At 37.5% G+C, this 21120-nt stretch carries 15 protein-coding genes and 1 riboswitch; of the genes, 8 read left to right on the top strand and 7 right to left on the bottom strand.

Going from position 1 to position 21120, the window contains the following annotated elements; genetic code table 11:
* Window positions 1-13 precede the first annotated feature (13 nt).
* The 3 genes from CIB29_RS07115 (at window position 14) to CIB29_RS07105 (ending at window position 5634) form a co-directional block, all read left to right on the top strand.
* Window positions 14-3253, top strand: coding sequence for a DEAD/DEAH box helicase (locus CIB29_RS07115; RefSeq protein ID WP_094548210.1), 3240 nt, complete (start codon window positions 14-16; stop codon window positions 3251-3253).
* Window positions 3254-3552: 299 nt separating this feature from the next.
* Window positions 3553-3612: riboswitch (Fluoride riboswitch) on the top strand.
* 160 nt (window positions 3613-3772) lie between these two features.
* The gene (locus CIB29_RS07110) at window positions 3773-4957 is read left to right on the top strand and encodes a cation:proton antiporter (RefSeq protein ID WP_094548208.1); all 1185 of its coding nucleotides are present in this window, start codon (window positions 3773-3775) and stop codon (window positions 4955-4957) included.
* A 170-nt stretch (window positions 4958-5127) separates the two neighbouring features.
* Window positions 5128-5634, top strand: a complete 507-nt coding sequence (locus tag CIB29_RS07105; protein WP_094548206.1) for a hypothetical protein — start codon at window positions 5128-5130, stop codon at window positions 5632-5634.
* A 1237-nt stretch (window positions 5635-6871) separates the two neighbouring features.
* On the opposite strand, the gene CIB29_RS07100 is transcribed toward CIB29_RS07105, so the two are convergent.
* The 5 genes from CIB29_RS07100 to CIB29_RS07080 form a co-directional block, all read right to left on the bottom strand.
* Window positions 6872-7351 carry a GNAT family N-acetyltransferase gene (locus CIB29_RS07100; protein ID WP_094548204.1) on the bottom strand — a complete coding sequence of 160 codons (480 nt, stop codon included), beginning with the start codon at window positions 7349-7351 and terminating at the stop codon, window positions 6872-6874.
* A 36-nt stretch (window positions 7352-7387) separates the two neighbouring features.
* Window positions 7388-8308 carry an ornithine carbamoyltransferase gene (gene argF, locus CIB29_RS07095; protein WP_094548202.1) on the bottom strand — a complete coding sequence of 307 codons (921 nt, stop codon included), beginning with the start codon at window positions 8306-8308 and terminating at the stop codon, window positions 7388-7390.
* Between the two features lie 14 nt (window positions 8309-8322).
* On the bottom strand, window positions 8323-11541 hold the full coding sequence (gene carB / locus CIB29_RS07090) for a carbamoyl-phosphate synthase (glutamine-hydrolyzing) large subunit (protein WP_094548200.1): 3219 nt from the start codon (window positions 11539-11541) through the stop codon (window positions 8323-8325).
* Entirely contained in the window at window positions 11534-12607 is a 1074-nt protein-coding gene (gene carA / locus CIB29_RS07085; RefSeq protein WP_094548198.1) for a glutamine-hydrolyzing carbamoyl-phosphate synthase small subunit, read from the bottom strand. Before carA ends, carB begins: the two co-directional genes overlap by 8 nt.
* Window positions 12608-12687: 80 nt before the next feature.
* A complete protein-coding gene (locus tag CIB29_RS07080) occupies window positions 12688-13902 on the bottom strand; it encodes an aspartate aminotransferase family protein (protein ID WP_094548196.1) in 1215 nt (404 codons plus the stop codon).
* Between the two features lie 306 nt (window positions 13903-14208).
* On the opposite strand from CIB29_RS07080, the gene CIB29_RS07075 reads away from it, so the two are divergent.
* The 5 genes from CIB29_RS07075 to CIB29_RS07055 all read left to right on the top strand — a co-directional run bounded on the left by CIB29_RS07075 (window position 14209) and on the right by CIB29_RS07055 (window position 19417).
* Window positions 14209-14436: a hypothetical protein gene (locus tag CIB29_RS07075; protein WP_094548194.1), complete on the top strand. Its 228-nt coding sequence runs from the start codon at window positions 14209-14211 to the stop codon at window positions 14434-14436.
* A gap of 270 nt (window positions 14437-14706) precedes the next feature.
* Window positions 14707-15153: a CtsR family transcriptional regulator gene (locus CIB29_RS07070; RefSeq protein ID WP_463208992.1), complete on the top strand. Its 447-nt coding sequence runs from the start codon at window positions 14707-14709 to the stop codon at window positions 15151-15153.
* 90 nt (window positions 15154-15243) lie between these two features.
* On the top strand, window positions 15244-15780 hold the full coding sequence (locus tag CIB29_RS07065; RefSeq protein WP_094548192.1) for a UvrB/UvrC motif-containing protein: 537 nt from the start codon (window positions 15244-15246) through the stop codon (window positions 15778-15780).
* A gap of 1 nt (window position 15781) precedes the next feature.
* Entirely contained in the window at window positions 15782-16810 is a 1029-nt protein-coding gene (locus CIB29_RS07060) for a protein arginine kinase (protein ID WP_094548190.1), read from the top strand.
* Between the two features lie 165 nt (window positions 16811-16975).
* Window positions 16976-19417: an ATP-dependent Clp protease ATP-binding subunit gene (locus CIB29_RS07055; protein WP_094548188.1), complete on the top strand. Its 2442-nt coding sequence runs from the start codon at window positions 16976-16978 to the stop codon at window positions 19415-19417.
* A gap of 38 nt (window positions 19418-19455) precedes the next feature.
* Here CIB29_RS07055 and CIB29_RS07050 read toward each other — a convergent pair whose 3' ends face one another.
* Both CIB29_RS07050 and argB read right to left on the bottom strand, forming a co-directional pair.
* Window positions 19456-19662: a hypothetical protein gene (locus tag CIB29_RS07050; protein ID WP_094548186.1), complete on the bottom strand. Its 207-nt coding sequence runs from the start codon at window positions 19660-19662 to the stop codon at window positions 19456-19458.
* 546 nt (window positions 19663-20208) lie between these two features.
* Entirely contained in the window at window positions 20209-21114 is a 906-nt protein-coding gene (gene argB, locus CIB29_RS07045; RefSeq protein ID WP_242965092.1) for an acetylglutamate kinase, read from the bottom strand.
* Window positions 21115-21120 lie beyond the last annotated feature (6 nt).

The following is a 21120-nucleotide window of genomic DNA, read 5'->3' as shown; positions in this document are numbered from 1 at the left end:
GAAGAGGGATTTTATGTTTCAAATTGCAATTACAGACAGGATGATTGAAAATCTGGCTGCTAATTCAGTAACTTATCAAAGAGGGCTTATGTACTATATGAGCAAGCGGGTTGTCCATTTTGACTTCGATGAGGACGACCTGCGTATCGATGCAACAGTTATAGGAAATGAAGAATATGATGTAGGCATTTTTTTGGGGGAAAATGGTTCAATATGCGGCTTGTTCTGTACCTGTCCTGCTTTTGAGGGCTATCCGGGTGCGTGCAAGCATATTATAGCAGTATTAAAAACAGCGCAGCAGAAGTTTCAAAATAATAAAGTGATACACCTCGTTCGGGATAATAGTATGGCCAATGAAATCTTTCAGTTTTTTGAAGGTCTTAGGGAAAAGCCAATGAAAGAACACATACAATTGGAAGTGCTTTATGAGCTTGAAAGGGGCTATGACCGGCTTCTATCTTCTGTTGAACTGCGTATAGGAAAAGACAGGCTGTATGTTGTGAAGAATATGCAGCAATTGCTTGATAGTATTGTATCAAACCAACCGCTTGAATTCGGCAAAAACTTTACCTTTGATCCTATATCCCATACTTTTGTGAAAGAGGAACAGGGTATTATTGATTTACTTCTCGAGATTCATGAGCATCAAAAAATGCTGGAAGATGCCTTTTTGACACCATATAACCGTGCAAGTGTATTTAAAGGGAAAAAAGTGTATATATCTTCCTTAATGCTGAAGAAACTTTTTCAATTGTTAAAAGGCAGAGTTTTCAAAGCTGTGATACTGGGAAGAGAAAATGGGAATATGGTCATTTGTGAACAGGATTTACCGCTGCAATTTGCACTGACACAGCAAAAAGAAAACCTATTGTTGGACTTGAGTCAAAAAGACAAAATGATTCCTCTTACGGATGATGGCGAATATTTTTTCTTCCAAGACAGAATTTATCAAATATCTGAAAAGCAAAGAAAATATTTTCAGCCTTTCTACAGCAGTTATGTCAATAATAGGGGAAGAGAGATCATTTTTTCGGGTAATCAGAAAGAAAGATTTGTATCTGAATTGCTTCCCTATGTCAGAAGCATAGCGCAGATAACTATTAATAAAGAAGTAGAGGAAAGCATTTACCAGGAAGACTTACAGGCCAGAATTTATTTTGATAAGATTCGCGAAGGCATTTCAGCTAAAATAGAGTTTTGTTATGGAGATATAATCATTAACCCTTTTCAGGGAAAGCAGGCACCTTCAAGCAAAGATAAAATATTAGTACGGGATATGGAGAAAGAAAGAAGCATTTTGGATGCTTTTGAACAGTCGGAATTTAAAGTGGATCAGGGAAAAGTTTATCTGGAGGATGAAGACAGAATCTTTAAATTCGTTTGTGATATGCTCCCTAAGCTGCAGGAACAGGGAGAAATTTACTACTCGGAAGAGTTTAAAAATATAAGAATCAGAGACCCCCATGTGTTTTCAGGGGGAATACGTCTGAGTGAAAATTCAAATATGCTGGAATTTACTTTTGACTATAAGGATATCCCGGCTGAAGAACTGGCAAATATTTTTGCATCAATACAGCAAAAGAAAAAATATTACCGGCTTAAAGACGGGTCCTTTATGCCTTTAAATGTGCCGGAACTGGAACAAATGTCAGAGTTAATGGAGCACCTTGATATTTCGGAAAAAGATCTGGAAAAAAAAGCGGTTGAACTGCCGAAATACCGGGCAATGTATATAGACAGCCGGTTGAGGGAATCCGGTTTGCACCATATTGAAAAGAGTCTTGCTTTTAAACAGTTGGTTCAAAATATTGGTGAACCAGGAGATATGGAATTTCAAGTTCCAATTCAACTGCAGCAAATTTTAAGAGATTACCAGAAAATCGGATTTAAATGGTTAAAGACTCTTGCAGCTTATGGTATGGGAGGCATCCTGGCTGATGATATGGGGTTGGGCAAGACCCTGCAGGTCATAGCATTCGTGCTGTCTGAAAAGGAAAAGCATCTGGGACCTTCGCTGGTGATTGCGCCAACATCCCTGGTATATAACTGGCAGGATGAGATAAGGAAGTTTGCGCCAGACATGAATGCAGTAGTAATTTCGGGTGTACAGAAGGAAAGATACGAGCAGTTAAAAGAAATAGAAAATGCTGACTTTGTAATTACATCCTATCCTCTTATCCGTCGGGACATTGAAATGTATGGTGAATTGAATTTTGCTTACTGCTTTTTAGATGAGGCACAGCACATTAAAAATCCTAATACCATAAGTGCGCAATCAGTTAAACAGATTAGAGCAAGAGGATATTTTGCATTGACAGGGACACCCATTGAAAATTCACTGACCGAGTTATGGTCCATTTTTGATTTTATCATGCCCGGGTATTTGTTCTCCCATGCAAAGTTTATAAAGAAATATGAGACTCCCATTGTTAAAAATCAGGATCATCATGCATTAAAAGAGTTAAGCAGGCACATTCGTCCTTTTATTTTAAGACGAATGAAGAAAGACGTATTAAAAGAGCTGCCTAAAAAGATTGAAAGTAAAATGACTGCTGAGATGACTTCGGAACAGAAAAAGCTGTACCTGGCTTACCTGCACGAAGCACAAAAAGAAGTTGCCAGGGAAATTGAGGTGAATGGCTTTGAAAAAAGCCAGATAAAAATACTCTCTTTACTCACAAGACTAAGACAGCTCTGCTGCCATCCTTCCCTGTTTGTTGACAACTATGAAGGGGACAGTGGAAAAATGTCCCTGTTTCAAGAGATTCTTGAGGATGCTATAGAAGGTGGACACAGAATCTTATTGTTCTCCCAGTTCACCTCCATGCTTGCAATCATCCGGCAGCATCTGGACAGGCAAAATATTGAATACTTCTATTTAGATGGCTCCACAAAAGCTGAAACAAGAGGGGAGATGGTGCAGGCATTTAACCGTGGGGAAGGAAAAGTATTTTTAATCTCTCTTAAAGCAGGAGGTACAGGCCTTAATCTTACGGGAGCCGATACCGTCATCCACTTTGACCCTTGGTGGAATCCGGCAGTAGAGGAACAGGCAACCGACCGTGCTTACCGCATAGGTCAAAAAAATGTTGTACAGGTAATGAAATTGATTACCAAGGGGACCATTGAAGAAAAAATTTATGAGCTGCAGCAAAAGAAAAAGGAAATGATTAATTCAGTTATACAGCCGGGCGAAACCTTATTGTCCAAGATGACACAGGAGGAGATTCAGGCATTATTTGAGATAAATTAATCTGTTGTGCTAGTTCATCTATACGGAAAGAATATTGTGGAAGGGCTTAGAGCCTGTTAATGCAGCGGAGGAGAAGCCGCATCACCTGTTTGAGCGATTAGCGAGTTTGATGCCTTTATTGGGGACATTCCTCGACGAAGGAGAGGTGTGTCCCCTGACCTTAGACGCAAATTTACAGGCTCTTAGCCTTGGAACTCCTTAATTCTTGGAGTATAGGTGAACTAGCACAACGCGTTAAATTAGTACTTTGTTTTTGGTTATTGATGTTTTAGTGTAATTTGTGCTATAATCTTTTTGTAAATAAATTTGGTGATGGAGTTCACCATAACCGCAGAGATGCTAATGACTCCTACTGATAACAAGAACTTATGTTGTCAGTAGGAGTTTTTTGTTGGGAGGGATAAAATGGACATATTACATGCCACAAAGGAAAAACAGGTTTGAAAAAGTACATAGGAAAAAGGTTTACGCAGAATAATACTAAAGCAAATGTTAAAAATAGTACAGGAGGATTATATTATGGCAACAAGTTTGGCAGTTATCATATTATTGGGGCTGCTTGCAAATACTTTGTTTACAAAACTCAAGCTGCCCGGGCTTTTAGGAATGTTAATTTTAGGAGTAATTATCGGGCCTTACGTTTTGAACTGGCTTACTCCGGATATCCTTAATGTATCTGCCGATTTTAGAAAAATTGCTCTTATCATCATATTGTTAAGAGCAGGTTTAGGCATCAGCAGGGATGAACTGGAAAGAGTCGGAAGTGCTGCTATAAAATTAAGCTTTGTTCCGGGGTTGGTAGAAGGCTTTACCATTGCATTTGTATCTACACGAATTTTAGGTTTTTCATTTATTGAGGGAGGTATTCTGGGCTTTATCATAGCAGCTGTATCTCCGGCAGTAGTAGTTCCACAAATGCTATACTTTACTGAAAAGGGGATAGGAACCAATAAAGGGATTCCAACCTTAATACTTGCAGGTTCTTCTATTGATGATGTATTTGCAATAACTATTTTCACAACCTTTTTAGGTTTATATAGCGGAAGTCATGTGAATATTGGAATTCAACTTTTAAATATTCCTGTATCCATCCTATTGGGTATTGGTTTAGGGATTATTATAGGACTGGTATTTGTACATATCTTTAAAAAATACCATATCAGGGATAGCAAAAAAGTGCTTTATATACTTGGCGCTTCAATATTGTTGACGACATTGGAAAACGTTTTGAAAAATAGGATTGAAATAGCAGGGCTTTTGGGAGTTATGACAATTGGATTCATTATCCTTGAAAAGCGACCGGAAGTTGCAAAAAGATTAGCTGTTAAATTTAATAAAATATGGATTTTTGCAGAGATACTCCTTTTTGTATTGGTAGGTGCACAGGTCAATATTACGGTGGCCTTCAATGCCGGTCTTAAAGGACTTGTCATTATATTTGCTGGTTTAATAGGAAGAAGTATAGGGGTCATTATCTCTACGTTAGGGACAAATTTAAACTGGAAAGAGAAGTTGTTTTGTGTCATATCGTATATACCAAAAGCTACAGTTCAGGCAGCAATAGGGGCCATCCCTCTGTCTTTAGGGGTAAAATCCGGAGAAATAATTCTTGCGGTTGCTGTTTTATCCATACTTGTAACAGCACCATTAGGAGCGATAGGAATAAAAGTATCTGCCGGCCGGTTGTTGGAAACAGAGGTATAAAGAACAAAGAACAACAAGAACAATGGGAACAATGGGAACAATGGGGACGGTTCTTGTTGATATGAACAGAGCTAGGGAAACAGAGGGTATGTCTGCTCTGGATATATTTCAGGATAACAGGTATTAATAGAACTGCTGTTAGCAAATCTTGACAATGAGAACCGTCCCTATTGATTCCAAAGTTCATACGAAAAGATACAATTTTAAAAGAAGGACAAATTGTTTATATCACATATCCTCTTGATGAAAAAGAAAATATCGGAAGTTCACATGAGCCTCCACATTTTCTTAGAAAAGCAGAAGAAGATAAGGTCAAAGGAATATTGGAATCTTTATCTTTTTATAGAGAAAATTATATCATCCACTATACCATTTCTAATATTGGTGCAGGAAATGCTATTAATATAAAGTTTGCAATAGATGGAAAACAAACAATGCAACCATTTTCTTTGGTGACCAATAACAGTAAAGAATTTATTATTATTTTGAAATCGGAACTATTAAATAAATTAAATAGGCGTAATCGCTTTATATGTTTCAATTTCGAATATGAAGATGTCGCTTCTATTGGGAAATATGAACAACATGAACGGATTGAGTTATATTTGGAGGATGACAAATCACTAAACACAAGACAAGCAGTTAATGACATTTTATCAATGCCGAAGGATTTATGATGAATTTAAAACGACCCGCAGAAAAGGTACTTAAATATTTCGTTTGAGAAGACCATACTTTTTAACTAGTACATAATCTTTCTACAATGTGACGCATGACTCAAATAATACTAAATACATATAAATCAAGCATAACTTTTCCCGAAAGACTTTATTTTCATTTTGGAAAGACATGATTTTTTCAGGAACGACATTATTTTGTATTTGGAATAAGTTTATTTACTTTGGAACAGGTTTATTTTCCTTGGAACGACTTTTTGACTTCTGGAACAACTTTATTTGCTTAATAGGGTCATGAACGGTAGAAGAGAAGTAAATAAAGTCTTTCCTTTTTACAAAAAAACTCTTTCCAAAGTTGCAGAAAACAGGGTTTTGGAACAACATTATTTTCATTTTGGAACGACTTAACCTGATTTTATCAAAAACCTTAACCCTTACCCCCTAAATCCTTAGTCCTATCTATGTGAATATAAAATAAACTCATTCCAAACCCATCCCCGCAAACCCGCATGGTTGATGGATGGGAGAAAATGGATGAAAATAAAGATGTTCCGAAAAATGGATAGATTCATGGAATGGAATGGGAAAAATGGAAGGAATAAAAGAAAATAAACATGTTCCGAAATAGGAAGAGAAGGGGTAAGGGGAAAGGGATAAGGAGAGAAAGGTAAAATCCTTCGTAATCCGCATGATAAAAGGATTATGAAGGATTGATTTTTTTATTGGATAGCATCCTTGACCCTTGCTCCATACCCCTTTACCCTGTTTTTACGGAACAAGTTTATTTGCAGAGGAACGACTTTATTTACTTTGGAACGAGTTTATTTGATGTTTACAAAAATGTGAATATAAAATAAACTCATTCCCTCCCCAACTCCGCAAACCCGCATGGTTGATGGATGGGATAAAATGGATGAAAATAAAGATGTTCCTCAAAATGGATGGATAGATTGAATTAAATGGGAAAAATGGAAGGGAAAAAAGTAAATAAAGTTGTTCCGAAATAGGAAGAGAAGGAGTAAGGGGAAAGGAATAAGGGAAAAAATAAAATCCTTCGTAATCCGCATGATAAGTGGATTATGAAGGATTGATTTATTTTATTGGCTAACATCCTTACCCCTTAAACCTTGCCCCTTAACCCTGTTTTTACGGAACAAGTTTATTTGCAGAGGAACGACTTTATTTGCAAGGGAAAGAGTTTATTTGATGTTTACAAAAAGGCTTCTGGGAGATTATTTTATTCATATTCCTTACATAGCAATGCTCTGATATAACCCCTGTCTGTACTTGTAGATTCAATATAAAAACCTCTGCCATAGTAAAATCGAACTAATGAAAAAATTTTAGATGCAGTATGAAGATACAGTTTTTTTACACCGAGTTCTCTCATTGCCATATCTACAACATTCATGATTGCCTTACCTACGCCATTATTCTGATAGTTAAGCCTAACACCAAATCTACTAAAGTATGCAGTTTTATCAGGGAATACTTCAACCCTTGCGCTGCCTACCGGAATACCATCGATATAGGCTACAAATACTTCTTTGGTTTCAATATCTCTTTTTATATCTTCATAGGTTTCTTCAAGGGCAGCAATTTTACCTGTAAGTCCTGCCAGTTCCATGTATTTTTGAAAAGCTTCCTGGGTGATTTTTTGAATTTCCGGTATATCCTCAACGGTTGCTTTTCTTACCTCAAAGCTCCAACTTGCCATATTATCCACCTCCAAAACTTAAAAAATCTCTCTATCTCAGTCCTGCATTAAAAGTACCATTACAGCCTTCTGTGCATGCAGCCTGTTTTCCGCTTCATCAAAGATTACAGACTGTGGACCGTCAATGATATCTTCGGTTACTTCAAAACCTCTATAAGCCGGTAAGCAATGAAGGAAGATAGCATCCTGTTTTGCTTTAGCAAATAGTTCCTTATTTACCTGATAAGGCTTAAATATCTTGATTCTTTCTTCTTTTTGGGCTTCCTGTCCCATACTTACCCAGGTATCTGTATATACGACATCGGCATTGGATATAGCTTCTACAGGGTCATTGGTAATGGTAATGTTACACCCGGTAAGTTTTGCATCATTTTTCGCATTCTCCACAATTTCAGCATTACATTCATATCCTTTGGGTGTAGCTACTGCAATGTCCATTCCCACTTTTGCACACCCGTAAAGAAGGGAATGGGCCACATTGTTTCCATCTCCAATATAGGCCATCTTTAATCCTTCCAGTTTGGATTTATGTTCATAAACAGTAAGAAGATCAGCTAAAGCCTGGCAGGGATGGAGGAGGTCGGTCAACCCATTTATAACCGGTACAGAACCATACTTAGCCAGATCCTCTACGTCGCTGTGTTTAAATGTCCTTATCATAATTCCATCCACATATCGGGAAAGCACATTGGCCGTGTCGTAAATGGTTTCACCCCTTCCCAACTGAATGTCATTTGAACTAAGGAAAAGGGGGTATCCTCCCAGTTGATACATACCTACTTCAAAGGATACCCTAGTCCTAGTGGAGGATTTGGTGAAAATCATTCCCAGAGTCTTGCCTTTTAAAAGGTGATGTTGTATACCGTTTTTTTGTTCATACTTCAACTTTTCAGCCAGTTTAAGAATATTTTGAACTTCATCTACTGTTAAATCGTGTATGCTTAATAAATGTTTCATGATTGTAACTCCTTTCAATATAGTGAGGAATGGGGAGAATATTCATCCAAAGCATATATATCAATTGAACTATCCTCATTTATACTCTCAAGTGCCGTTAATGTAGCATTTACGGTATCCAGAGAGGTTATGCAGGGTACATTGTATTCCATAGCTGTACGTCTTAAGAAAAATCCGTTTCGAGTACTGATTTTTCCTTTGGTAGGTGTATTGATAACCATATCAATTTTATCTTCCTTAAGCCATTTCGGTACTTCATCCATCGGGATAAGGCTTAAGTTTACTCCTTTTTCGTTTAAATACATATAGGTATTGTCAGTTGCAAAAAGTTTATATCCCATTTTTAAGAGTTTATTGGCAATTCCAACACTTTCATGCAAATTTCTCCGTGCAATGGACAACAGTACATTTCCACCGTTTGGAACCTTAAGGCCGGAAGCTATAAGGGCTTTATACAATGCTTTGTGATAATCCTTATCTACCCCCATTACTTCACCTGTGGATTTCATTTCCGGACCAAGGAATGTATCTACGGTAGTCAATTTGGAAAAAGAGAAAACCGGAGCTTTGACAGCTATAAAGCTGGATTCTTTCGCCAGCCCTGATCCATAACCCATTTCTTTTAATGACTCACCCATAATGATCTTGGTCGCCAGTGTAATCATAGGAATACCGGTTACCTTGCTTAGGATGGGAACTGTTCTGCTGGCACGCGGGTTGACTTCAATTACATATACTTTATTGTTTTCATCCAGTACAAACTGTATATTAAACAGGCCTTTTACCTGTAATGCTTTTGCTAACTTTAAAGTATAATCAATGATAGTATTTTTAGTTGTCTCATCCAAAGTCTGAGGAGGATAGATAGCTATACTGTCTCCGGAATGGACGCCGGCCCGTTCTACATGTTCCATGATGCCCGGGATTAAAACATCCGTACCATCAGAAATACCATCCACTTCAACTTCTTTACCGGTAATATATTTATCCACCAGTACAGGATGCTGGGTTGAGATCTCTACTGCAAGCTGCATATATTCTTTTAATTCTTTATCGTTATAAACAATTTCCATTGCCCGGCCGCCAAGCACATAGGACGGTCTCACCAATACCGGATAACCTATTGTATTTGCAATTTGTACAGCCTGTTCAACAGAAAACGCGGTGCTGCCGGGCGGTAGGGGAATATCCAGCTTTTCTAAAAGCTTGAGGAATTTATCCCTGTCTTCTGCAATATCGATATTTTCTACATCTGTGCCCAGGATTTTTACCCCGGCCTGATGCAGCGGACCGGCAAGGTTGATAGCTGTTTGACCTCCAAACTGGACAATTACACCTAACGGCTTTTCTTTATGAACAATATCCAGTACACACTCTTTGGTAAGCGGTTCGAAGTAGAGCTTATCCGAAGTATCAAAATCTGTACTTACCGTTTCAGGATTATTATTAACAATAATAGATTCAACCCCTAATTCTCTTAAGGTCTGCACCGAATGTACACTGCAATAGTCGAATTCAATCCCCTGGCCTATTCTTATAGGGCCGGAACCTATAACCAGTACTTTCTTTCTGTTAGTTTCCAGGGCGTCATCCTTGCCTTCATAAGTAGAGTAATAGTAAGGGGTAGCAGCTTCAAATTCACCGGCGCAGGTATCCACCATTTTATATACCGGGTGAATGTCAAACTCTCTTCTTTTAGCAATTACTTCATCTACGCTTGTTTTCAGCAGGTTTGCGATATATGAATCGCCAAACCCTATCTTTTTAGCTTTATTCATTAAGTCGTAACCAATGGAGTCAATATCGGTTTTCATGATTTCTTCAGCAAGAAGGACAATTTTTTCAAGCTTTTTGATAAAGAAATAATCTATCTTTGTAATATCAACAATCTGTTCTACGGTCACACCTTTTTGCAGTGCTTTGCACAGCGCAAAAATTCTATCATCCTGAGGTGTCTTGATATATTCTAAAAGCTCTTCCACCGTTTTATTTTCAAACTCTTTTAAGCCCAGTTGATAGTTAAGTTTAATATCCAGGGAGTCTATTGCTTTTAACAAAGACTCTTCGAAGGTTCTGCCGATTGCCATGACTTCCCCGGTAGCCTTCATCTGTGTTCCTAAAGAACGGTTAGCGGAACCAAATTTATCAAACGGCCATCTTGGCACTTTGGTAACCACGTAATCAAGGGACGGCTCAAAACAGGCGTAAGTATTTTTTGTTACCGAATTTTTGATTTCATCCAGGTTCATTCCAATGGCGATTTTGGCGGTTACCCTGGCAATAGGGTATCCGGTGGCTTTTGAAGCCAGTGCACTGGAACGGCTTACTCTTGGGTTTACTTCTATCACAACATACTCAAAGCTGTTGGGATTTAAAGCAAATTGTATATTGCAGCCACCGTTGATTTTAAGAGCGCGGATAATTTTAATAGAGGCAGACCTTAACATTTGGTATTCGACGTCGGAGAGCGTTTGGCTGGGGGCAACAACAATGCTGTCTCCGGTGTGTACCCCCACCGGGTCAAGATTTTCCATATTGCAAATAACGATACAGTTATCCGCATTATCCCGCATTACTTCATATTCTATTTCTTTCCAGCCCGCAACGCTTTGTTCAAGAAGTATCTGCTTTATCATGCTCATCTTTAAACCGCGGCCGGCGATATACTTAAATTCTTCCATATTATTGGCAATACCGCCTCCGGTACCCCCTAAGGTATAGGCCGGACGAATAATAATGGGGAAGCCCACTTCTTCAGCAAAGGCAATCGCATCCTCCAGATTGGTTACAATGGTACTATGGGGAACTTTTTCACCTATTTCCTCCATTGTTTTCTTAAAAAGCTCTCTATCTTCAGCTTTTTTAATTGATTCCAGGGAAGTACCCAAAAGCTCAATTCCAAGCTCATCCAGTATACCGTCTTTTGCCAATTCAACTGCCATATTCAGTCCGGTCTGTCCGCCAAGAGAAGGGAGAATTCCATCCGGCCTTTCTTTGTAAATGACTTTTTTTACAAAGTCCAGCGTGATAGGTTCAATATATACTTTATTTGCAATTTCCATATCAGTCATTATGGTTGCAGGGTTGCTGTTAATGAGTACAACTTCAATGCCTTCTTCTTTTAAGGATTTGCACGCCTGGGTGCCGGAATAGTCAAATTCAGCGGCCTGACCGATAATAATTGGGCCGGAACCTATTACCATTACTTTCTTTATATCTGGTCGTTTAGGCATTGGAGCTCACCTCCATCATTTTTATAAAATCATCGAATATATAGGCCGAATCCTGAGGGCCCGGTGCAGCTTCAGGATGGTATTGCACGCTTATAATGGGCAAATATTTATGTCTAAACCCTTCTACCGTATTATCATTTACGTTGAGATGGGTAATCTCGATATCTTTACTAAAATCTTTTTCCAATGCATAGTTATGATTTTGAGAAGTGATATAAACTCTTCCTGTAGTAAAATCCTTAACAGGGTGATTGCCGCCATGATGTCCAAATTTTAGTTTGTAGGTATTTCCTCCCAGGGATAAACCTAGTAACTGATGTCCAAGGCATATACCCATCATTGGTTTTTGACCAAGTAACTTTCTGGTATTTTCTATAACCCAGGGTAAATCCTTTGGATCTCCGGGCCCATTGGAGAGTAGGATACCGTCAGGATTGATTGCCAAGACATCCTCGGCGGTGGCAGTACAGGGAAATACGTACAGATTGCACCCCCTGCTGTTTAACGACCTTAGAATATTTTGTTTAATACCAAAGTCCATTACTGCAACTTTTTTACCGGTGCCGTGTATATTATACATTTGCTTTGTACTGACTTCTTTTACAAGCTCTCTTTTTATTAATGCTTTTTCTTTTACTTTTTCCCGGAGAACTTCCGGATCCTCGCAATCTGTTGATATTACGCCATACATGCTGCCAAAATTTCTGATATGCTGCGTCAGACTTCGCGTGTCGATGTCTTTTATTCCAATAATATTATATTTTTTAAGATAGTCTTCCGGATTAATGCTGCACCGCCAGTTACTTGGTGCATCACACAGTTCTTTTACAATAAATCCCTGGGCATGAGGTTTATAGGATTCATTATCCATTTCATTGAATCCATAATTACCGATAAGGGGATAGGTCATTGTAACAATCTGCCCGTTATAGGAAGGATCAGTCAATATTTCCTGGTATCCGGTCATACATGTATTAAAAACCACTTCTCCAAAGGTTTCTCCGGTAGCTCCGAAAGAATTGCCCCAGAACGTGGTACCGTCTTCAAGTACAAGTATTGCTTGCATATTATGCTCCTTTCAAAATTGGTTCACGGTTCACTGGTCATAGTTCACAGACAAAAAACTTAATAAACTGTACCATACTGTTAACTGTGAACCGTGAACTGTGAACTACCTAATATCTTATCTAATGCCTCAACTAACTTATCAATTTCTTCTGTTGTTACTATAAGAGGTGGTAAAAAGCGTAACACCTTCGTTCCTACACTTCCTACAAGGAACCCTTTTTGAAATAGCTTTTTCATGAATTCTTTTGATATGTCACTGGTGAATTCCAGCCCTATCATTAATCCTTTTCCACGTACCTCATTGATGATACTGTATTTATCTTTTAATTCCTGCAGCCTGGTCTTAAAATATTCACCCATTTTTGCTGCATTTTCAATTAGTCCGTCATTGAGAAGTATATCCATTACTGCCAGCCCTGCTGTACAGGCGAAAGGATTGCCGCCAAAGGTTGAACCGTGGTCGCCGGGTTCGAAGGCGGAAGCCACATGCTGCTTTGCACATACGGCACCGATGGGGATACCGCCGCCCAATGCCTTGGCCAGAGTGAATATATCCGGTTCTATATTGAAGTGCATATATCCGAATAATTTTCCCGTCCTTCCCATACCGGTTTGAACTTCATCAAAGATTAACAACAAATCATTTTCATCACATAATTTTTTTACCTGTTGCAGGTATTCTTCAGTGACAAGATTTACACCGCTTTCTCCCTGGATGAGTTCCAGCATAATGGCACAGGCGGAAGGAGTAATTGCTTCCTTTAATGCTTCCAGGTTATTTATTTCAACATGTTTAAAACCTGGTGTCAGTGGAGCATAAGGTTTTTGATATTTTTCCTGTCCTGTTGCAGCAACGGTGGTTAATGTTCTTCCATGGAATGAATTTTTAAGTGTAATAATTTCATATTTATGCGTTAATCCTTTTTTCTTAAAATAGATTCGTGCAAGCTTAATTGCCCCTTCATTGGCTTCTGCACCGCTATTGCTAAAAAACACCTTGTCAGCACACGAATTTTGAATCAATGTCTTTGCCAATTTGGCTTGAGATTCTATGTAATAAAGGCTTGAAGTATGAATCAATTTATCAAGCTGAGATTTTAAGATTTCTGTAAATTTAGGGTGACAGTGCCCAAGGGCATTTACTGCAATTCCACCCAGAAAGTCATAATATACCTTGTCTTCCAGATCCCACAGATTAATACCCTTACCATATCTAAAACATACGGGGATTCTATCTCCAAATACATTCATAAAATATTCTTTATCCATCTGTATAATATCTTGCAAAGTCATTGTTAAGCCTCCTTTATTGTTAGCATTATACATTAGAGGCTGTGAATCGAAAGCAGCAAAGTACTATACTACCCGCTACCTACTACTCACCACCCACTTAATTTATAAATAATTATACAATTTATTGCATAAAAATGCAATAAGTAAATGTATAGATTAAAATTATTTTTCAAAAAATATAATAAATTAACGTTCTTTCTATCATATTTAAACTGGCATAAAATGAGTTAAATTATGAGGGAATATATTTGAAATACATGCTTTAACAGACGCTATAAAGTCTGCAAAAATTAAGGAGGTAGAATTATGGCAAATAAGAAGCAAAAACCCCTTATTAAGGATGAAAGAACAGAGGATACAACCCAATATGGGGAATTTATCTCATCATTCCATCAGTGGACCAGTTCTGAAAGGCAAAGAGCCAATGCAAGGCACTTAGAAAAGGTTGCAGATATGGACCAACCGGCAAATATAAAGAGAAGGGGATTTGAACAATTAGCCGAACAAGATGAAAAAAAAGAATCTGATATATAAAAGAAATGAAGGATTAGATGAAAATAATGGGCAGTGGGGAGTAATAGTGGGAGGACTAAAAAACTCTCCACTATTTTCATGCTGACGCTGAAAAACTGCGTAATCAATTAATTATAGATGATTTTATAAGTTATAAGGTGATATATTGGTATATTTAAAAATTACGGAGTTTAAATTACTCTGTTGAGAGATATTTACAATTGAATTTTTATTAATAAAAGGTATAATGAAATTAAAGTCAAAGAAAGTCAAAGTCAGGAGAGGTTGATTGTGAGAATAAGTGATATTATTGAAAATTTTCTTAAAGAATTGATAGAAGAGACAGATGGTGTGGTAGAAATTCAAAGAAATGAATTAGCCAACTACTTTAATTGTGTACCCTCACAAATTAACTACGTCATTGACACCAGATTCACAGCGGAAAAAGGTTACATTGTACAGAGCCGTCGTGGCGGTGGGGGATATATAAAGATAAAAAAGATAAATATAAATAAAAGTAATTACCTCATGCATATAGTAAATAGTATCGGAAATTCAATTACCCAGCAATCAGCAGAAGCATTTATCAAGAATTTTCTTGACTATAATGCTGTTACAGAAAGAGAAGCAAAGATGATGCAGATTGTAGTGAGTGATAAGGTATTAAACGTTCCACAACCTATGAGAGATGCCTTAAGGGCAAACATATTGAAGAATATGATTTTGAGTTTGATATGAGAGTTTAGTTCACAGTTCACAGCTATTACTTCAATTTAAATTTCTGTAAACCGTGAACAGTGAACCATATATAAAAGGAGAGTGACGGAAATGATATGTCAAAGGTGCCAGCAGAGGCCTGCTAGCGTACATGTGACCCAGATTATTAATAATGAAAAAAAAGAGGTACACTTATGTGAACAATGTGCAAGGGAAAATGAGCAAATAGCATTTAGCAATCCTTTTAATTTTGCTTCCCCTTTTAGCATTAATAATCTAATCACTGCATTTTTAGGCAATGGCTTTGGCTATCAAGTAAAGCAGCCACAGGAGCCTTCGGTTATGCCAACATGTCCTGTGTGTGGAATCACTTATGAACAGTTTGCGAGAAGCGGAAAGTTGGGCTGTGCAAATTGCTATAGTGTATTTAGCGATACTTTGGAACCTGTTTTTAAGAGAATTCATGGCAACACCTATCATAATGGAAAATTGCCGCAGAGAACAGGCGGCAAGATAAAAGCCAAGAAGGAAATAGAAAGACTAAAATCCCAGTTGATGAGTGCTATACAAAGAGAGGAATATGAGAAGGCTGCACAACTCAGAGACCAGATAAAAGAGCTCGAGGTACACCTAAAGGAGGAAGCATAATATGTCTAAATGGTATGTTGAACAAGGCCCGGAATGGGATGTAATCATCAGCAGCAGGATAAGGCTTGCAAGGAATTTTAGAAATATTCCGTTTCCTGTACGTATGAATAGGGAACAGGGAGAGCAGGTTATCCAAAAAAGTAAAAATGCCATTTTAGAAAGTAATACTGTATTATCAAAGGATTTTGAGTTTATTCCTATGAATAGGTTGAATGTTATAGATAGACAGGCAATGGTGGAAGAGCATCTTATAAGTCCTGAAATGCTGCAGGATACACATTCAAGGGGAGTGCTTATAAACAGAGACCAAAAAATCAGTATAATGGTGAATGAGGAAGACCACTTAAGATTGCAATGCATTTTCCCTGGATTACAACTGGATGAAGCTTGGGATTTAGCAAATAAGATAGATAATATTCTTGAAGAAAGAATTGAATATGCCTATAGTGAAAATTATGGCTATCTTACCAGTTGTCCTACCAATGTTGGCACCGGAATGAGAGCATCGGCTATGGTTCATCTTCCTGCACTGGCAATGACTGGACATATCAATAGCCTGCTAAGTGCTGTAAGTAAGCTTGGTATTGCAGTGAGAGGACTTTATGGAGAGGGCAGTGAAGCCAGGGGGAATATCTTTCAGATATCCAACCAGGTTACCCTGGGAATGTCAGAGGAAGAGACTCTGGAAAATTTAAAAGGGATTATCAAACAGATTATTGAGCAGGAAAGAATAGCAAGAAATAAAATATTAAAAGAAAGTAGATTAAAATTGGAGGATAGATTATATCGTTCTTTTGGAGTATTCTCAAATGCCAGGGTAATGTCTTCAGAAGAATTTATGAAGTTATTTTCCGATGTTAAATTAGGCGTAAATCTGGGCATAATAAAGGGGATACCGTTAGAAACGATAAATGAACTTATGATTATTACTCAACCGGCAAATATTATGAAACGGTATGGAGAAAATCTGAGTGCTGAAGAAAGGGACGTAAGAAGGGCAGAACTGATTAGAGAAAAGATTAAGATTTAGATTAAAATTAAGAAGGTATAGATATAGTAATGCTATATTATAAATGCAGAATTTACAATTTGAGGAAATAGTTCGGAACTCGGAAGTTTGCACTAGCTTTGGGAAGGAATTCTACGAGCTCCAAACTCCGAACTCCGAGCTAAAAAAAGAAAGGAGAGAGTTAACATGGCTACATTTGAGAACAGATTTACTGAAAGAGCTGAGAAAGCCTTACGAATTGCACATGAAAGTGCAATGGAATTGGGACATAATTATGTTGGAACAGAACACATTCTTTTAGGTTTGCTAAAGGAAGGCGGCGGTGTCGCAGCAAGGGTACTGCAAAATCAGGGAATTACTGAAGAAAAAGTTATAAGAAGAATAGGTGAGCTTATCGGTATTTCGGAAAAAACAGGGGAACAACCGGCAGGTCTTACTCCCAGAACCAAAAGGGTCTTAGAGTTGAGCTTTGTAGAAGCAAGACGAATGGGGCATAATTACATCGGGACAGAACATATTCTTTTGGGGATTATGCGAGAAGGAGAAAGTGTTGCTGTTAGGATCTTAAATGATCTCGGGTTAGATATCCAGAAACTATATGCAGAAATTGTACGCTTATTAAATGAAGAAACCCCGGGTGCAACAGGAGCACCAAGAGCTTCAACAAGTTATGCTAATACTCCTACCCTTAATCAGTTTGGTAGGGACCTTACCGAGATGGCAAGGGAAGGAAAGTTTGACCCTATCATCGGAAGGGACAAGGAAATTGAGCGGGTAATCCAGATTCTGAGCAGAAGGACCAAAAATAATCCGTGTTTAATTGGGGAACCCGGGGTTGGTAAAACTGCGATAGCAGAAGGATTAGCTCAAAAAATAGTGGAAGGAAACATTCCCGAAATTCTTAAAGATAAAAGGGTTGTTACATTAGACCTCTCATCCATGGTAGCCGGGGCAAAATACCGTGGTGAGTTCGAAGAAAGACTTAAGAAGGCTATGGATGAGATCCGTAAAGCTGGAAATGTAATTTTATTTATTGATGAAATGCATACGATCATTGGAGCTGGCGCCGCTGAAGGGGCAATAGATGCTTCCAATATATTAAAACCTTCTCTGGCCAGGGGAGAATTGCAGGTAATCGGAGCGACTACGTTGGATGAATATAGGAAGTATGTAGAAAAAGATGCTGCTTTAGAAAGAAGGTTCCAGCCTATTACCGTAGGAGAACCTACTGTTGAAGAAACCATTCAGATTTTAAAAGGTATTCGAGATAAATACGAGGCTCACCATAGAGTTAAAATTACTGATAATGCTTTAGAGGCTGCGGCAAAGCTTTCAGATAGGTATATTACTGACAGATTTTTGCCTGATAAAGCTATTGACCTGATTGATGAAGCGGCTTCAAGGGTAAGATTAAAAACTTTCACTGCGCCTCCGGACTTAAAACAACTGGAAGAAAGAATCGAAAAAATGAGTAAGGAAAAAGAGGAAGCTATCCGTACCCAGGAATTTGAAAAAGCTGCAAAAATAAGAGATGAGGAACAGGCTTTAAAGAAACAGCTGGAAGAAATGAAGAGTAATTGGCAGCAAAAGAACCAGACAAATATGTCAATTGTAACAGAAGAAGAAATTGCAGAGATTATTTCCAGTTGGACAGGAATACCGGTAAAACGTCTGGCCGAAGAAGAAAGTGAGCGTCTCTTAAAGATGGAAGAAGTCCTTCATAAGAGAGTAGTAGGCCAGGAAGAAGCTGTAAAAGCAATTGCAAAAGCCATTAGAAGAGGCCGGGTTGGATTAAAGGATCCTAAGAGACCTACAGGATCATTTATATTTCTTGGCCCGACAGGGGTAGGTAAGACAGAATTATCTAAAGCCCTGGCAGAAGCAATTTTCGGCGATGAAGATGCCATGATCAGGATTGATATGTCTGAATACATGGAGAAACATACGGTATCCAGGCTGGTTGGTTCACCGCCAGGATATGTAGGGTATGAAGAAGGTGGTCAGCTTACCGAGAAAGTTAGAAGAAAACCTTATTCAGTAGTGTTATTTGATGAAATAGAAAAAGCGCACCCTGACGTTTTTAACATTCTTCTTCAAATTCTTGAGGATGGTATACTGACAGATGCTCAGGGAAGAAGGGTTGATTTTAGAAATACAATCATTATTATGACATCTAATGTAGGAGCTCGTATGATTACCGAACCTAAGAAATTAGGTTTTGCAGTTACAACTGATGAAAGAAAAGAAAACTATGAGACTATTAAAAATAATGTAATGAGCGAGCTGAAAAGAACCTTTAGACCGGAGTTTTTAAACAGAATTGATGAAATTATTGTATTCCATCAGCTTGAAGAAGAACATATCAAGCAAGTAGCAACCCTGATGCTGAACAGGTTAATAGATAGATTGAAGGCAAATGAAATGACTGTAGAAGTTACTGATGCAGCGAAAACAGTGCTTGCAAAAGAAGGGTTTGATCCGGTTTACGGCGCAAGACCATTACGAAGAGCAATACAATCAAAGGTTGAAGATAAGTTAGCGGAAGAAATGCTTGAAGGAAAAATAAAATCAGGAGACCATGTAGTTATAGATGCTGAGAATGATCAAATCGTAATAAAAAAGAAATAATGATTAGTGGGTGATGGATAGAAATAATCTATCACCCACTAAATAATGTTCTTTTGTTTACATATTTGTACAAGGCTAATGTATAGCCCAATAATTTCTTCTTCAATACTGCGGTTCCAATTTTCAGAAATGGGATCATTGCGTTGAAAAGATTCCAATACTCTGGATAATGAGTCGCACTGGTCAATTTTAGACTTAATATCATCCAAGGTTTTTCTTATTTGTACGGCATTCGACGTATCCATTACTATTCCCCCAATATTTGATTCTATTTCTTAAAGCAGTAATTATTAAGCTATGACTACATAAGAAATAGATCTTACTATTATTTATTTATGTCTATTTAATAATATTCAGACTATAAGGAATTTATTACAAAAATTAGTTGTTGACTAAATTATAGTAATCATTACCTTCTAGTTAAATAGTAAAATAAATAAACATAATTTATAGTCATAAAATGTCAAGTTCTAACAATATATAGGGAAAAATGTCGGAATTATGCACTTATCACTACAATATATAGTTATTCCAAAAATATTATAGTATATCTGGTAAAAAAATGCAACAAAATTAATCGAATTTTTGTAAAAATACATAAAATCAAGCTCCTCTGCACTTCCCATGTCTAGGAATTGGTACAAGCACATAATTTCCTACGAAAATAAAACTGCAATTATTTTCATTATACTTTGTGAAAACAACTTTTCATGAATGTTTCCTAGCCATTAAAAAATAGTGGAGAGAAATTACTGGAATAATTTCTCTCCACCTATTATCCTAATTATTATTTATTTTGTTATCATTGTTCCAATACCTGTATCGGTGAAAATTTCTAGGAGTATGCAGTGAGGAATACGGCCGTCAATAATGTGCACCCTGTTTACACCGGCTTCAAGCGCTTCAATACATCCTAATACTTTCGGTATCATACCACCATTGATAATTCCTTTATTAATTAATTCGTAGATTTCTTTCTTACTAATTTCCCAGATGATATCATCGCTATCGCTTGAATATTTAATACCCTCTACATCGGTAAGCAGCATTAATTTCTCAGCCTTTAGAGCAGAAGCTATGGCACCCGCCACAGTGTCTGCATTGATATTATAGCTTTGGCCGTCTTTACCGACTCCAACAGGTGCTACTACAGGGATATACTCATCTTTCGCAATTAATTCCAATACTTTTGAATTGATGTTTGTAATTTTTCCAACATATCCGATATCCGTTTCTACTCCGTCCACTACTGTTTTATATTGTTCACATTCAATCAGATTTCCATCAATGCCGCATAATCCTATTGCCTTTCCACCCTTACAATTTAGCATTGAAACAATTTCTTTGTTGGTTTTTCCCACTAATACCATTTGTGCAACTTCTATAGTTTGTGCATCGGTTACCCTCAAGCCATTTACAAATTTACTTTCAATATTGAAATTTTTAAGTGCTTTTGTAATATCAGGCCCCCCACCATGTACGATAATTGGATTGACGCCGATATACTTGAGAAGTGTAATATCCTCCATAACCGAATTTTTTAAGGTTTCATTTATCATGGCATTTCCACCATATTTTATTACTACGGTTTTTCCATATAACTTTTGAATATAAGGCAAAGCCTCAATGAGTATGCCGGCCTTTTTAATCAATATGTCCATATTTAATGTTCCTAACTTTTTATCTAGAATTTGCATGCTTAA

The sequence above is a fragment of the Petroclostridium xylanilyticum genome (genome assembly GCF_002252565.1).
In the GTDB taxonomy this organism is placed as follows: domain Bacteria; phylum Bacillota; class Clostridia; order SK-Y3; family SK-Y3; genus Petroclostridium; species Petroclostridium xylanilyticum.
This window is presented reverse-complemented; position numbering and strand designations above follow the sequence as displayed.

Excerpts from the sequence above, each read along its gene's own strand:
- CIB29_RS07115 (WP_094548210.1), top strand. The coding sequence starts at position 14 with ATGTTTCAAATTGCAATTACAGACAGGATGATTGAAAATCTGGCTGCT.
- CIB29_RS07110 (WP_094548208.1), top strand. The coding sequence starts at position 3,773 with ATGGCAACAAGTTTGGCAGTTATCATATTATTGGGGCTGCTTGCAAAT.
- CIB29_RS07100 (WP_094548204.1), bottom strand. The coding sequence starts at position 7,351 with ATGGCAAGTTGGAGCTTTGAGGTAAGAAAAGCAACCGTTGAGGATATA.
- argF (WP_094548202.1), bottom strand. The coding sequence starts at position 8,308 with ATGAAACATTTATTAAGCATACACGATTTAACAGTAGATGAAGTTCAA.
- carB (WP_094548200.1), bottom strand. The coding sequence starts at position 11,541 with ATGCCTAAACGACCAGATATAAAGAAAGTAATGGTAATAGGTTCCGGC.
- carA (WP_094548198.1), bottom strand. The coding sequence starts at position 12,607 with ATGCAAGCAATACTTGTACTTGAAGACGGTACCACGTTCTGGGGCAAT.
- CIB29_RS07080 (WP_094548196.1), bottom strand. The coding sequence starts at position 13,902 with ATGACTTTGCAAGATATTATACAGATGGATAAAGAATATTTTATGAAT.
- CIB29_RS07075 (WP_094548194.1), top strand. The coding sequence starts at position 14,209 with ATGGCAAATAAGAAGCAAAAACCCCTTATTAAGGATGAAAGAACAGAG.
- CIB29_RS07065 (WP_094548192.1), top strand. The coding sequence starts at position 15,244 with ATGATATGTCAAAGGTGCCAGCAGAGGCCTGCTAGCGTACATGTGACC.
- CIB29_RS07060 (WP_094548190.1), top strand. The coding sequence starts at position 15,782 with ATGTCTAAATGGTATGTTGAACAAGGCCCGGAATGGGATGTAATCATC.
- CIB29_RS07055 (WP_094548188.1), top strand. The coding sequence starts at position 16,976 with ATGGCTACATTTGAGAACAGATTTACTGAAAGAGCTGAGAAAGCCTTA.
- CIB29_RS07050 (WP_094548186.1), bottom strand. The coding sequence starts at position 19,662 with ATGGATACGTCGAATGCCGTACAAATAAGAAAAACCTTGGATGATATT.
- argB (WP_242965092.1), bottom strand. The coding sequence starts at position 21,114 with ATGCAAATTCTAGATAAAAAGTTAGGAACATTAAATATGGACATATTG.